We start from the raw sequence: 12740 nt of genomic DNA, 5'->3' as shown, positions 1-12740 counted from the left end.
GGCGTGTACGCTAGCGCGTGCCGTCTGACGCGGCCATTGAACCAACAGGAGAACGATACTTGCCGACGCTCGGTTCCGAACTGCATACGCTCAAACGTCTGACGCGTTTCGCCGCGAAGCGCATCGGGGAGGATCGCATCGCCCAGGTGGCGGGCAGTTTGACGTTTACGACCATGCTCGCGATCGTTCCGCTCGCGACGGTCGCATTCGCGCTGTTCACGGCGTTCCCGATCTTTGCGCAATTCCAGGCATCGCTGCAGATGTTCCTCGCGCAGCACCTGATGCCGGACCAGATCAACAATCAGATCTTCAAGTATCTGAACCAATTCGCGTCGAAGGCGAAGGGGCTGACGACGGCGGGCATGATCATCCTGTTCGTGACCTCCGTCATGACGATGATGACGGTCGAATCGGCGCTCAATTCGATCTGGCGCGTCGTCAAACCGCGGCCGTTCGCGCAGCGCGTGCTCGTCTATTGGGCGATTATTACGCTCGGCCCGCTGCTGATCGGCGTGAGCTTGTCGATTTCGTCGTATCTGTTTACACAATCGACCGCGCTCGCCAACGGCCATGTGCCGACGCTGGTGGAATGGGCATTGACGGGCGCGGCGCTGCCGCTGACCGCGCTCGCGTTTACGCTGCTCTATGTCTATCTGCCGAACTGTGCCGTTGCGTGGCGCGACGCATTGGTCGGCGGCCTGCTCGCGGCCGTCGCGTTCGAGCTCGCGAAGCGCGGCTTCGGCTATTACGTGCGCCGGATGCCGACGTACACGGCCGTGTACGGCGCCTTCGCGCTCGTGCCGTTGTTCCTCTTGTGGGTCTACCTGTGCTGGTTCATCACGCTGGCAGGCGCCACGGTGGTTTCCGCGCTGCCGGCCATCCGCCTGGGCCAGTTCCACCGCCGGCACTACGCGGGCAGCGATCTGCTCGATGCGCTCGAACTGCTCGTGCGTCTTGACGAAGCTCGCGAGGCGGGCAGGCCGGGCGTCACGCCGATCAACCTCGCCCGGATGCTGCGCTGCGATATCGACACCGTCACGCGGCTGCTCGGCAAGCTGGAGCGTCGCGAGTGGATTACGCGGCTGGCCGATGAGGCCGCGCCGTGCTACGTCTTGATCGCCAATCCGTCGCAGGTGACCGTCGGCCGGTTGTTCGACATGTTCGTCGTCGATCGGCCCGAACTCGAATACCAATTGCGGCTCGATTCGACACGCGTGGATGCCGGGCTGTTGCTTGATGCGCTGCACAATCCGAAGCTCGAACTGACGTTGGCGGTGTTAATGGCCGCGCGCAGCGTGCGCGGCTCGGAGCAGGGCCGCGGCAAGCCGATGGGTTCGCCGCCGTGGCCGAATCAGCCGGCGTAGGTGGGATGCGCCGCGCGACGCACGTGCGGCCCCCCGCGCGGCCGTGTTCTGCGCGCCGCTACAGCGCGATTTTGCCGACGCAGATGTCTTTGAACATCACCCAGTCGCCCATCAGGCTGTAGACGGGATGGCGAAACGTGGCGGGGCGGTTCTTTTCAAAGAAGAAGTGTCCGATCCACGCAAAGCCGTAGCCGCAGACCACCGCGGCCGGCAACCAAAGCCAACCGCCCGTCGCCACGGCCATCGCCAGACACCCGATCACGCCGAGCGAACCGACGAAATGCAGGCGGCGGCAAACGCTGTTGCGATGCTCGCCCAGATAAAACGGGTAAAACTCTGCGAAGCTCGCGAAGTGGGCTGTGTGAGCGCTGTGAGCCATCGCTTCCTCCGTTTGCGCCGATGGGCGCTTGCCGTCGTGCCCGGGCGGGGCGAGCGCGACAATGTTCGACCTGCCCGCGTGCCGCGCTACTTTCGGCCGACAAAAACCATTGTCCGGCGATCGGCGCCAAGGCGCAACCTGGCCGTCCGGCCTGGCGGCAGACAAACGGCCGAGCGTATCTCCGACCTTCGTTCGAACCTCGTTCAAGCCTGTGTTGCAACCACCGAACGGGCGAACGCGAACAGGGCGTCGAGCGTCGCATCGGGCTGCTCGGACATCAGCGCATGGCCGGCATCGAGCGTGATCACGTCCACCCGCGCGCCGCCGGCTTTGAGCGCGTCCACGAGTGCGCGCGTAGCGCGTGGCGGCGTCATCATGTCCTTCGTGCCCGACACGAGCCGCACGGGGCAGCGCACTTGCGCCGCGCGCTCGAGCCCGTGCGCATAAGCGTTGCAGGCCGAGAAGTCGGTGTGGAACAGATGCGGCTCGCCGCGCGCCGATACCCGTTCCATGAGCCGCTGATTGACGCCGTGCAGCCAGAAGCCCGGTCCCGGGCAGGAAGGTTTGGCGGCGATCGTCGAGTGCGACCAGCGGTTCACGAGTTCGATTGCTTCCGGCTCGCGCGAGAGCGCCGCCTCGAGCAGCGCATCGGACACGGCCATGGGGACCGCCGTCGCGACCAGGGCCGCGCCCAGTGCGCGCGCCGGGTGGCGGCTTGCGAACTCGAGTGCGACGAGCGAGCCCATGCTATGCCCGATCAGGACCGCGGCGGGCGCGCCGACGGCGTCGAGCAGCGCGGCAACCCAATCGGATAGTGCCTCGATGGTGGTTTTCGCGGGCCCTTCGCTGCGGCAGTGGCCGGGCAGGTCGACCGCCAGCACATTGAAGCCGTGATGAGCGAAGTAGCGGCTTTGCAGCGCCCAGACGCTGTGGTCGTGCTGGGCGCCATGGATGAACACGGCCGTGGGCAGCGCCGCGTCAAAGGGCTTGCCGCCGGTGTAGGCGTAGGCAGGTTTGCCTTGCACGGTGACGATCATGCCGACTCCTTCTTCGAAGGCGTGCCGGCCGCCGGCTTCGTCGCGATTTTCAGGGCGCGCCTGAGGTCGTCGATCAAATCGTCGGGATCCTCGAGTCCGATCGACAGGCGAATCGTGCCTTCCGCGATGCCCGCGGCCGCGAGTGCGGCAGCATCCATACGGAAGTGCGTCGTCGAGGCCGGATGGATGACGAGCGAGCGCGCGTCGCCCACGTTTGCGAGATGGGAGAACAGCGACAGGGCTTCGATGAAGCGGCGCCCGGCGGCACGATCGCCACGCAAATTGAAACTGACGACCGCGCCTGCACCGCGCGGCAGGAGGCGCTTGGCCAGCGCGTGATCGGGGTGCGACGGCAGCTCGGGATAGGCGACCGACTCCACGGCCGGATGTGCGGCCAGGAATTCGACGATCTTGCGCGTGTTCGCGACGTGTCGCTCCATCCGCAGCGGCAGCGTCTCGATGCCTTGCAACAACTGCCACGCGGCTTGCGGATGCAGGCAGGCGCCGAAGTCGCGCAGGCCTTCCCGGCGCGCGCGCAACAGGAAGGGCGCGACCGTGCTTTCTTCGGCGAAGACCATGCCGTGAAAGCCGTCGTAAGGCTCGGTGAATTCGGGAAAGCGCCCGGAGGCGGCGAAATCGAACGTGCCGGCGTCGACGAGCACGCCGCCGACGGTCGTCCCGTGGCCGCCGAGAAATTTGGTTGCCGAGTGATAGACCAGATCGGCGCCGTGCTCGAACGGCCTGACGAGGTACGGCGTGGTGAACGTCGAATCGACGAGCAGCGGAATCGCGTGCGCATGCGCAACCTCGGCCACGCCCGCGATGTCGAGCACATCGAGGTTCGGATTGCCGAGCGTTTCGCCGAACAGCAGACGCGTGTCGGGGCGGATCGCCGCGCGCCAGGCGTCGAGGTCGCCCGGTTTGACGAACGTCGTTTCAATCCCGAAGCGGCGCAGCGTGTAGTGCAGCAGGTTGTGCGAGCCGCCGTACAGCGCGCTCGACGCGACGATGTGCGAGCCGGCGCCCATCAGCGTGGCGATGGCCAGATGCAGCGCCGCCTGGCCGCTCGCGGCGCCGATGGCGCCGACGCCGTTCTCGAGCGCCGCGACGCGTTCTTCGAAGACGGCGACGGTGGGATTTGAGATGCGCGAATAGACGTGGCCGGCGCGCTCCATGTTGAACAACGCGGCGGCGTGGTCGGCATCGCGAAAGACGAAGGCCGTGCTTTGGTAGATGGGTGTGGCGCGCGCTCCCGTAGCGGGATCGGGAGCCGCGCCGGCATGCACTGCAAGCGTGTCGAAACGGTTGGCGGACATGACGTCGGCCGGGCCGGCGCCCGGCAAAGTTGCGGTGGCGGCCATCGTACCATCGCCAGGCGAGCCGCCGGCCTTTCGCAAGCTTCGTCTCGCACTGTGCGCCATCGGTCCGAGTGGCAGGGCTCTCGCTTTCCTTTTGCAAGCCTTTCCGCTAGGATCGACCGATCCACTCAAGCTTCATCGGGAGAACGCCATGAGAGTCAGCGACATCTTGAAGGTCAAGGGCAACACGTTGTACACGGTCACGCCCGATACGCCGCTGCTCCAAGCGGTGAATACGATGGCCGAGCACGACATCGGTTCGCTCGTCATCATGGAGTTCGGCGATCTCGTCGGCATGCTGACATTCCGCGAAATCATCCTCACGTTGAAGCAAAACGACGGCGGCGTCGGCACGGCTACGATTCGCAAGGTGATGGACGATCACCCGATCACCTGCACGCCCGAAACGGATGTCAACGAAGTGCGCCGCATCATGCTCGAGCATCATGTCCGCTATCTGCCGGTGATGGAAAGCCGCACGCTCATGGGCGTCATCTCGTTTTACGACGTCGCCAAAGCCGTCGTCGAGGAGCAAAGTTTCGAGAATCGTATGCTCAAGGCCTATATCCGCGACTGGCCCGAAGAAGGGCAGACGCATGACACACGCTGAGGGGAACGCAGCATTCATCTATGAGCGACCGTCCGCTGCCTCCCGCTTCACTGCCGCGCCGCGCGCCGCGCCAGTCCCATTCCCAGTTCACATTGTTCGGCGAACGGCGATTCGCGCCGTTCTTTTGGACGCAGTTTCTCGGCGCGCTGAATGATAACGTTTTCAAGGTCGGCTTCAGTTCGCTCGTCACTTACCAGACGGCGCGGTTCTCGGGCGTCGACGCCAAGACGGCCGCGTTTCTGATCTCGGCCATCTTCATACTGCCGTTCGTCCTGTTTTCGGCTACGTCGGGTCAGATCGCCGACAAATATGACAAGGCGAAGCTCACGCGCTTCGTCAAAACCTTCGAAATCGTCGTGATGTTGATCGGCGGCGCCGGTTTCATCACCCATCACGCGCCGCTGCTCTATCTCTGCACTTTCCTGATGGGCGTGCATTCGACACTGTTCGGTCCCGTCAAATACGCGTATCTGCCACAGCATCTTGATGAGAAGGAACTCGTCGGGGGCAACGGTCTCGTCGAAATGGGCACGTTCGTCGCCATTCTGATCGGCACGATCATAGGCGGCGCAGCAGCGGCCTCGCCCGAACACGGCGCCTGGTGGCTGGCCGGTATGTGCCTCGCGGTGGCGCTCGCCGGGCGGTTCACCTCCGCGCGGGTGCCGGTCTCACCCGCGTCCCAGCCTGATTTGCGAATCAATTGGAACCCCATCACCGAAACGTGGCGCAACCTCTCGCTCGCCCGTCAGAACCGCACCGTGTTTTTGAGTCTGCTGGGCATCTCGTGGCTTTGGTTCGTCGGGGCGACGTTCCTGACTTCGTTCTTCAGCTACGCCAAGGACGTGCTGTCGGCCAATCCCGATGTCGTGACCGTGCTGCTCGCCACGTTCTCGCTCGGGATCGGCACGGGCTCGCTGTTGTGCGAACGGCTATCGAAGCGGCGCGTCGAGATCGGGCTCGTGCCGCTCGGGTCGATCGGCATCAGCGTGTTCGCGTTCGACCTGTTCTGGGCCAGCCGCGGGTTACCGCAGGCGGGGCCGCTCATCGGCGTGGCCGAATTCCTGAGTCACGCGCGCCATTGGCGCATTTTGGCCGACCTGTTCCTGCTCGCGATGTTCGGCGGCTTTTATAGCGTGCCGCTCTACGCTTTGATCCAAAGCCGCAGTCAGCCAACGCACCGCGCCCGGATCATTGCCGCAAACAACATTCTCAACGCGTTTTTTATGATCGTCTCTGCGCTCATGGCGATAGGGTTGACCGCCGCGGGCGTCAGCATTCCCGGCATCTTCGCCGCGACAGCCTTGCTCAACGTCGTTGTGGCAGCGTATATCTATTCGCTGGTGCCCGAATTTTTGCTGCGTTTCATAGCGTGGGTGCTCGTACACACGTTTTACCGAATCCGTCTCGTGCATGCCGAGCGCATCCCCGAGCAGGGCGCCGCGGTGCTTGCCTGCAATCATGTCAGCTATGTCGATGCGGTCGTGATCATGGCCGAAAGTCCGCGGCCGATCCGATTTGTCATGGATTACCGCATTTTCCGCACGCCGTTCGTCGGCTGGCTGTTCCGCCATGCCAAGGCGATTCCGATCGCGCCGGCCCATGAGGACGCGGCAATGCTGGAACGGGCCTACGATTCATGCGCGGCGGCCCTGGCGGAAGGCGAACTCGTCTGCATCTTTCCCGAGGGCAAACTGACGCGCGACGGCGAACTCAATACGTTCCGTCGCGGCGTCACGCAGATCGTCGAGCGCACGCCCGTGCCCGTCATTCCAATGGCGCTGCGCGGTCTTTGGGGCAGCGTGTTTTCCCGCCACGCCGACGCTCGTTTTCCACGTCCGATCCGTAAGGGCGTCATGAGTCGTCTCACGCTGGCCGTGGCCGAGCCGCTCGATCCGGGCGCCGCGACGCCCGAGACGCTGCAACGCATCGTCAGCGACTTGCGGGGCGCGCGCCGGTAGTCGGCCCTGGCAGTCAGTCCCGGTAGTCAGTCCCGGTCGTAGCGCCGAAAGCAAATCGTGCTGGCCAACCGGCCGAGCGTGGCAGGGCCCGGTGCAAGGCATAATAGCGCCTTGCTCATTTATTTTTTTTTGAGGCCACGCTCATGTCCGGCAACACTATCGGCACGCTTTTCACCGTCACGACGTTCGGCGAATCGCACGGTCCGGCGATCGGCTGCGTGATCGACGGTTGCCCGCCCGGGATGGCGCTGTCGGAAGCCGATATTCAAGGCGAACTCGATCGCCGCAAGCCCGGTACATCGCGCCACGTCACGCAGCGGCAGGAAGAGGACAAAGTCGAGGTCCTGTCGGGTGTGTTCGAGGGCGTGACGACCGGTGCGCCTATCGCGCTTCTCATTCGGAATACGGACCAACGCAGCAAGGATTACGGGAACATCGCCGAGACGTTTCGCCCGGGCCATGCCGATTACACGTACTGGCACAAATACGGCGTGCGCGACTTCCGGGGCGGCGGGCGCTCGTCCGCGCGGCTGACGGCGCCGACGGTCGCCGCAGGCGCTGTCGCGAAGAAGTGGTTGAGCGAGAAGTTCGGCGTGCAAGTGCGCGGCTACATGAGCGCGCTCGGCGAAATCGAGATCCCGTTCGTCGATTGGTCCGAGGTTTCGCAAAATCCCTTTTTCGCGCCGAATGCGCAGGTCGTGCCGCAGCTCGAAGCCTACATGGATGCGCTACGCAAGGACGGCGATTCCATCGGCGCCCGCATCGCCGTTGTAGCGAGCGGCGTTCCCGTAGGTTGGGGCGAGCCGCTGTACGATCGTCTTGACGCCGACATCGCGCATGCAATGATGGGTATCAACGCCGTCAAGGGCGTTGAGATTGGCGCCGGATTTGCCAGCGTGGCGCAACGCGGGTCGGTCCATGGCGATGAGCTGACACCGGACGGCTTCATCGGCAACCACGCGGGTGGCGTGCTCGGCGGTATTTCGACCGGGCAGGACATCACGGTTTCGATCGCGATTAAGCCTACGTCCAGTATCCGCACGCCGCGCAGATCGATCGACAAGAACGGCAATCCCGTCGTGGTCGAAACGTTCGGACGCCACGATCCCTGCGTCGGCATCCGTGCGACGCCGATCGCGGAAGCTATGCTTGCGCTCGTTCTGATCGATCACGCACTGCGCCATCGCGCGCAATGCGGGGATGTCAGCGTCGCGACGCCTCGGATTGCTGCCCGGGGGGACTAAGCCTGCGCCCCCCGCGGGCTTTTGCGATCACATGTTCGCGTAGTTCGGCCCGCCGCCGCCTTCAGGCGTGACCCAGACGATGTTCTGCGTCGGGTCCTTGATGTCGCAGGTCTTGCAATGCACGCAGTTCTGCGCATTGATCACGAGGCGATCGCTGCCGTCGTCGTTCTTGACGAACTCGTACACGGCCGCCGGGCAATAGCGTCCCTCGGGGCCCGCGTACGTGTGCAGGTTGACGTTGACGGGCACCGACGCATCCTTGAGCGTCAGATGTGCGGGCTGATTTTCCTCATGGTTCGTATTCGACAGGAATACGGAGGAAAGCCGATCGAACGTGAGCTTGCCGTCGGGCTTCGGGTAAGCGATCGGTGTGCATTGTGAAGCCGGCTTGAGCATCTCGTGATCGCGATGCTGATGATGGAGCGTCCACGGCACGTTACCGCCCAGCAGCTTCTGTTCGATCCCGACCATGAGCGTGCCCAGGTAGAGGCCCTTGCTCATCCACTGCTTGAAGTTGCGCGAGCGGTGCAGTTCCGTGTGCAGCCACGATTGCTTGAACGATTCGGGGTACGCAAGCAGTTCATCGTTTTGACGGCCCGCTTGCACGGCGTCGAACGCAGCTTGCGCCGCCAGCATGCCGCTCTTGATCGCTGCGTGGCTGCCTTTGATGCGCGCGGCGTTCAAGAACCCGGCATCGTCGCCCACGAGCGCGCCGCCCGGGAACACGAGCTTGGGCAGCGACATCAGCCCGCCGGCCGTAATCGCACGCGCGCCGTACGAAATGCGCTTGCCGCCTTCGAGGAACTTGCGAATCTCAGGGTGCGTCTTGTAGCGCTGGAATTCTTCGAACGGCGACAGGTACGGGTTCGAGTAGCCCAGGCCGACAACGAAACCGACCATCACCTGGTTGTTGTCGATGTGATAGAGGAATGAGCCGCCGTAGGTCTGCGTATCGAGCGGCCAGCCCGCCGTGTGGATCACGAGCCCCGGCTGATGTTTGGCCGGATCGATTTCCCACAGCTCTTTGATGCCAATGCCGTAGACCTGCGGGTCCGCGCCCTGGTCGAGCTTGAATGTGTCGTTGAGCCGGCGGCCCAGGTGCCCGCGCGCGCCTTCGCAAAACAGCGTGTACTTCGCGTGCAGCTCCATGCCGAGCTGGAAGTTATCAAGCGGCTCGCCGTCCTTGCCGATGCCCATGTTGCCGGTGGCCACGCCTTTGACCGACCCGTCTTCGTTGTACAGCACGTCGGCCGCGGCAAAGCCCGGGAAAATCTCCACGCCGAGCGCTTCGGCTTGCTGGCCGAGCCAGCGCGTCACATTGGCCAGGCTGATCACATAGTTGCCGTGATTCTGGAAAATGTCGGGCAGCGCCCAGTTCGGCGTTTTGACGGCGCCCTTCTCGGACAGGAAAAGGAAGCGGTCCTCCGTCACCTCGACGTTCAGCGGCGCGCCTTTCTCCTTCCAATCGGGAATCAGCTCACTCATGGCCCGAGGATCCATGACCGCGCCCGACAGGATGTGCACGCCGATCTCCGAACCCTTCTCGAGCACGCACACGCCGATGTCGACGCCTTTTTCCTGTGCGAGCTGCTTGAGCCGGATCGCAGCCGACAGACCGGCGGGACCGCCGCCCACGATCACGACGTCGTACTCCATCGACTCGCGAGGGCCATATTGCTCGATCAGACTTTCGGGGGTCATTGAGGCTCCTTAGCCATTAGAATGCTTTTTTTCGGGTTCGTATTGTCAGCGAACAGTAGGGACGCTGCAACCGCGCGGGTAGAGATTAGCACGATCGTTCTATTTGCGTGATAGAGTGGCGGCTCCGTCCGTGTCGGCTGTTTTATTGCCCGATGTGTTCTGCGTCCGATCGCGCATCGCGCAGTATCACCGGGTTCACCGAATTCACCGAATTCACCAAATTCACAGCGTAAAGGAACGAGAATGGGCCGTTCGATCAATTTGGAAGGCAAGGTCGCGCTGATTACGGGCGCGTCCAGCGGCCTCGGCAAGCGCTTCGCGCTCGTACTGTCGCAGGCAGGGGCGAAAGTGGTGCTGGCGAGCCGGCGCGTGGAGCGTTTGAAGGAATTACGCGCCGAGATCGAGGCGTCGGGCGGCGCGGCGCACGTCGTCTCGCTCGATGTGACCGACTACCAAAGCATCAAGTCGGCCGTTGCACATGCGGAGACCGAGGCGGGCACGATCGACATCCTGGTCAACAACTCAGGTGTGTCGACGACGCAAAAGCTCACCGAGGTCACGCCGGCCGACTACGAATTTGTGTTCGATACGAACACGCGTGGCGCGTTCTTCGTCGCGCAGGAAGTGGCCAAGCGCATGATCATGCGCTCGGGCGGGGCGATGCAGAAGCCGGCCTACCGCATCATCAACATTGCTTCGGTGGCGGGGCTGCGCGTATTGCCGCAGATCGGCCTGTATTCGATGAGCAAGGCGGCCGTCGTCCATATGACGCGCGCGATGGCGCTCGAATGGGGCCGGCACGGCATCAACGTCAATGCGATCGCGCCTGGCTATATCGATACGGAGATCAATCATCAGCATTGGTCGTCCGAAGCGGGCCAGAAGCTGCTGGCGATGCTGCCGCGCCGTCGCGTCGGGCAGCCCGAGGACCTCGACGGCTTGCTGCTGCTGCTGGCAGCCGACGAATCGCAGTTCATCAACGGCGCCGTCATCGCGGCCGACGATGGGTTGGGTCTGTCCTGACGATTCCGGTTTTTGTTTCGAAGTATCGAAGGAAGGTAGAAGAGAAGTGGCTGAAGTAATGGATCTGAAGGAAGCGCCGAACAGCGATTACCGCCCTGTGTTCGAAATGTCGATGCCGATCCGGTGGGGCGACATGGATGCGTTCGGGCACGTCAACAACACCGTGTACTTTCGCTACATGGAGCAGGTGCGGATCAGCTGGTTCGAGGCCGTGGGCATCATCGGCGGCGCGGAACACGGGCAGGGCCCCGTCATCGTCAATGCGTCGATGGAGTTCTTGCGGCAGCTTCATTATCCGGGCGACGTCGTCGGTCTGATGTCGGTCGGCAAGCCGGGGCGCAGCAGCTTCGACACGGGCTTCGAGCTGCGCCGCGCCGACGATCCGGGCACGCTCTATGCCCGCGGCACGGCGCGCTGCGTCTGGATCGATTATGCGGCGGGGCGCTCGGTGCCGCTGCCCGAACCGTTGCGTTCGCAGCTCGAAAACCCTCCGTTCGAGCGGGCGCGCTGAAGCGCACCTTGACCGCCAAAGGCGCGCGTTCGCGCGTGTTGGGCGGCCGGCCTCACTGGCCGAGCAGACGCTGCATGAGTTCGGTGGCGTTGCCGCTGCCGTACTTGCGCATGAGCCGCGCGCGGTAGATATCGACCGTGCGCGAGCTGATATCGAGCACGCGGCCGATCTGTTTGCTCGTTTTGCCCGTCGCCAGCTGCGCGGCCACCTCGCGCTCGCGCGGGGTCAGTTCGACGGCAACGCGGCGCGTCGCGCTCAAGTCCTCGAAGGTCCACACGCCCGCGGCCAGCGGCGCATGGCGCTCGAGCGCCCGGCCCGTCACATGGCACCAGAACAGTTCGCCGTCGGCGCGCTTCATGATCCGATCGTCTGCATAACTGCCCTGGGCCGTCATGATGGGTCCGATCCGCTCGCCAATGCGCTCGAACTCGTCCGACGACGGGTACAGTGCTTCGAACGAAAGCCCGATCAGCGCCGAGCGATCGCAACGAAAGATGGCGGCGACCGCATCGTTGCAATCCTCGATGACACGGTCACGCGAAAGCACGAGGCCGATCGGCGCAAGGTGAAAGGCGGTCTGGTAATCGATTTTGGGCATAGTTCGCGGCAGGCCGTCGTATTTCGCACGGGGGCTTTCGCTTATGTATTTTTGCGTATTGTGCCGCAAGCGCCGGGCATCGTACCCTTTGGCGCATTAAACGAAGCGCGGCGACGCGTGTCCACTGCCGTCAGGCCACCGCTGCCATGACGACCACGACGGATGCGCGCGCGACGACTAGAATAGGCACCGATGCATCGATGCTTACCGCGCCATCCGATTTCGGATTTCCATCACGGAAGGGACACACAGATGAACAAAGTCTATCCAAGCGCGTCCGCCGCGCTCGAGGGCATCGTCAAAGACGGGCAGACGTTTGCCGTTGGCGGCTTCGGCTTGTGCGGCATTCCCGAAGCGTTGATTGCGGCGCTGCGCGACTCGGCCGTCAAAGGCATCACCTGCATCAGCAACAATGCGGGCGTCGATGGCTTTGGCCTGGGCTTGCTGCTCGAAACGCGCCAGATCAAGAAGATGATCTCCTCGTACGTGGGCGAGAACAAGGAGTTCGAGCGCCAGTATCTGGCGGGCGAGCTCGAGCTCGAATTCACGCCGCAAGGCACGCTCGCTGAGAAGCTGCGCGCGGGCGGCGCCGGCATTCCCGCGTTCTTCACGGCCACGGGCTACGGCACGGTCATCTCCGAGGGCAAGGAAACGCGTCAATTCGGCGACAACCATTACGTGCTCGAGCGCTCGCTGACAGCCGACGTCGCCCTCGTGAAAGCATGGAAAGCCGACACGGCCGGCAATCTCATTTACCGCCGTACCGCACGCAACTTCAACCCGATGTGCGCGATGGCCGGGCGCATCACGGTGGCCGAAGTGGAGGAGATCGTCGAAGTGGGCGCACTCGATCCGGACGCGATTCATACGCCGGGCATCTTCGTGCAGCGCATCGTGCTCAATGCGCATCCGGAAAAACGCATCGAACAACGCGTCGTGCGCGTGAAAGGAGACTGA

12 protein-coding genes are annotated in these 12740 nt (G+C 63.7%); 7 read left to right on the top strand and 5 right to left on the bottom strand.

From position 1 onward, the window contains the following. The first annotated feature begins 59 nt into the window (after positions 1-59). A complete protein-coding gene (locus tag C0Z19_RS20240) occupies positions 60-1364 on the top strand; it encodes a YihY family inner membrane protein (protein ID WP_102611622.1) in 1305 nt (434 codons plus the stop codon). Positions 1365-1422: 58 nt separating this feature from the next. On the opposite strand, the gene C0Z19_RS20235 is transcribed toward C0Z19_RS20240, so the two are convergent. From C0Z19_RS20235 to C0Z19_RS20225, 3 genes are all read right to left on the bottom strand, one after another. Next, the gene (locus C0Z19_RS20235) at positions 1423-1743 is read right to left on the bottom strand and encodes an Mpo1-like protein (protein WP_102611675.1); all 321 of its coding nucleotides are present in this window, start codon (positions 1741-1743) and stop codon (positions 1423-1425) included. Between the two features lie 203 nt (positions 1744-1946). Beyond that, positions 1947-2780, bottom strand: coding sequence for an alpha/beta fold hydrolase (locus C0Z19_RS20230; protein ID WP_102611621.1), 834 nt, complete (start codon positions 2778-2780; stop codon positions 1947-1949). Then, positions 2777-4096, bottom strand: coding sequence for an O-acetylhomoserine aminocarboxypropyltransferase (locus C0Z19_RS20225; protein WP_102611620.1), 1320 nt, complete (start codon positions 4094-4096; stop codon positions 2777-2779). The genes C0Z19_RS20230 and C0Z19_RS20225 overlap by 4 nt, the downstream gene beginning before the upstream one ends. Before the next feature lie 193 nt (positions 4097-4289). Here C0Z19_RS20225 and C0Z19_RS20220 point away from each other — a divergent pair, with 193 nt between their 5' ends. The 3 genes from C0Z19_RS20220 (at position 4290) to aroC (ending at position 7950) form a co-directional block, all read left to right on the top strand. Then, positions 4290-4748 carry a CBS domain-containing protein gene (locus C0Z19_RS20220; protein ID WP_102611674.1) on the top strand — a complete coding sequence of 153 codons (459 nt, stop codon included), beginning with the start codon at positions 4290-4292 and terminating at the stop codon, positions 4746-4748. 20 nt (positions 4749-4768) lie between these two features. Next, positions 4769-6706, top strand: coding sequence for an MFS transporter (locus tag C0Z19_RS20215; protein ID WP_102611619.1), 1938 nt, complete (start codon positions 4769-4771; stop codon positions 6704-6706). A gap of 143 nt (positions 6707-6849) precedes the next feature. Continuing rightward, positions 6850-7950 carry a chorismate synthase gene (aroC, locus tag C0Z19_RS20210; RefSeq protein WP_102611618.1) on the top strand — a complete coding sequence of 367 codons (1101 nt, stop codon included), beginning with the start codon at positions 6850-6852 and terminating at the stop codon, positions 7948-7950. A gap of 27 nt (positions 7951-7977) precedes the next feature. Here aroC and C0Z19_RS20205 read toward each other — a convergent pair whose 3' ends face one another. After that, entirely contained in the window at positions 7978-9651 is a 1674-nt protein-coding gene (locus tag C0Z19_RS20205; RefSeq protein ID WP_102611617.1) for an electron transfer flavoprotein-ubiquinone oxidoreductase, read from the bottom strand. Between the two features lie 243 nt (positions 9652-9894). On the opposite strand from C0Z19_RS20205, the gene C0Z19_RS20200 reads away from it, so the two are divergent. Continuing rightward, entirely contained in the window at positions 9895-10674 is a 780-nt protein-coding gene (locus C0Z19_RS20200) for an SDR family oxidoreductase (RefSeq protein WP_102611616.1), read from the top strand. A gap of 58 nt (positions 10675-10732) precedes the next feature. Next, on the top strand, positions 10733-11185 hold the full coding sequence (locus C0Z19_RS20195) for an acyl-CoA thioesterase (RefSeq protein ID WP_102611615.1): 453 nt from the start codon (positions 10733-10735) through the stop codon (positions 11183-11185). A gap of 52 nt (positions 11186-11237) precedes the next feature. Here C0Z19_RS20195 and C0Z19_RS20190 read toward each other — a convergent pair whose 3' ends face one another. Next, positions 11238-11783, bottom strand: coding sequence for a PAS and helix-turn-helix domain-containing protein (locus C0Z19_RS20190; protein WP_102611614.1), 546 nt, complete (start codon positions 11781-11783; stop codon positions 11238-11240). Between the two features lie 252 nt (positions 11784-12035). Here C0Z19_RS20190 and C0Z19_RS20185 point away from each other — a divergent pair, with 252 nt between their 5' ends. Continuing rightward, a complete protein-coding gene (locus C0Z19_RS20185; RefSeq protein WP_102611613.1) occupies positions 12036-12740 on the top strand; it encodes a CoA transferase subunit A in 705 nt (234 codons plus the stop codon).

The sequence above is a fragment of the Trinickia soli genome, from assembly GCF_002879855.1.
GTDB classification, from domain to species: Bacteria; Pseudomonadota; Gammaproteobacteria; order Burkholderiales; family Burkholderiaceae; genus Trinickia; species Trinickia soli.
The sequence above is the reverse complement of the archived record's forward strand: the minus strand, read 5'-3'. Positions and strand labels throughout refer to the sequence as shown.

What these genes read in the sequence shown, in the direction of transcription:
- C0Z19_RS20200 (WP_102611616.1), top strand. Translation starts at nt 9,895, where the DNA reads ATGGGCCGTTCGATCAATTTGGAAGGCAAGGTCGCGCTGATTACGGGC.
- C0Z19_RS20205 (WP_102611617.1), bottom strand. Translation starts at nt 9,651, where the DNA reads ATGACCCCCGAAAGTCTGATCGAGCAATATGGCCCTCGCGAGTCGATG.
- C0Z19_RS20235 (WP_102611675.1), bottom strand. Translation starts at nt 1,743, where the DNA reads ATGGCTCACAGCGCTCACACAGCCCACTTCGCGAGCTTCGCAGAGTTT.
- C0Z19_RS20230 (WP_102611621.1), bottom strand. Translation starts at nt 2,780, where the DNA reads ATGATCGTCACCGTGCAAGGCAAACCTGCCTACGCCTACACCGGCGGC.
- aroC (WP_102611618.1), top strand. Translation starts at nt 6,850, where the DNA reads ATGTCCGGCAACACTATCGGCACGCTTTTCACCGTCACGACGTTCGGC.
- C0Z19_RS20195 (WP_102611615.1), top strand. Translation starts at nt 10,733, where the DNA reads ATGGATCTGAAGGAAGCGCCGAACAGCGATTACCGCCCTGTGTTCGAA.
- C0Z19_RS20215 (WP_102611619.1), top strand. Translation starts at nt 4,769, where the DNA reads ATGAGCGACCGTCCGCTGCCTCCCGCTTCACTGCCGCGCCGCGCGCCG.
- C0Z19_RS20185 (WP_102611613.1), top strand. Translation starts at nt 12,036, where the DNA reads ATGAACAAAGTCTATCCAAGCGCGTCCGCCGCGCTCGAGGGCATCGTC.
- C0Z19_RS20220 (WP_102611674.1), top strand. Translation starts at nt 4,290, where the DNA reads ATGAGAGTCAGCGACATCTTGAAGGTCAAGGGCAACACGTTGTACACG.
- C0Z19_RS20225 (WP_102611620.1), bottom strand. Translation starts at nt 4,096, where the DNA reads ATGTCCGCCAACCGTTTCGACACGCTTGCAGTGCATGCCGGCGCGGCT.
- C0Z19_RS20190 (WP_102611614.1), bottom strand. Translation starts at nt 11,783, where the DNA reads ATGCCCAAAATCGATTACCAGACCGCCTTTCACCTTGCGCCGATCGGC.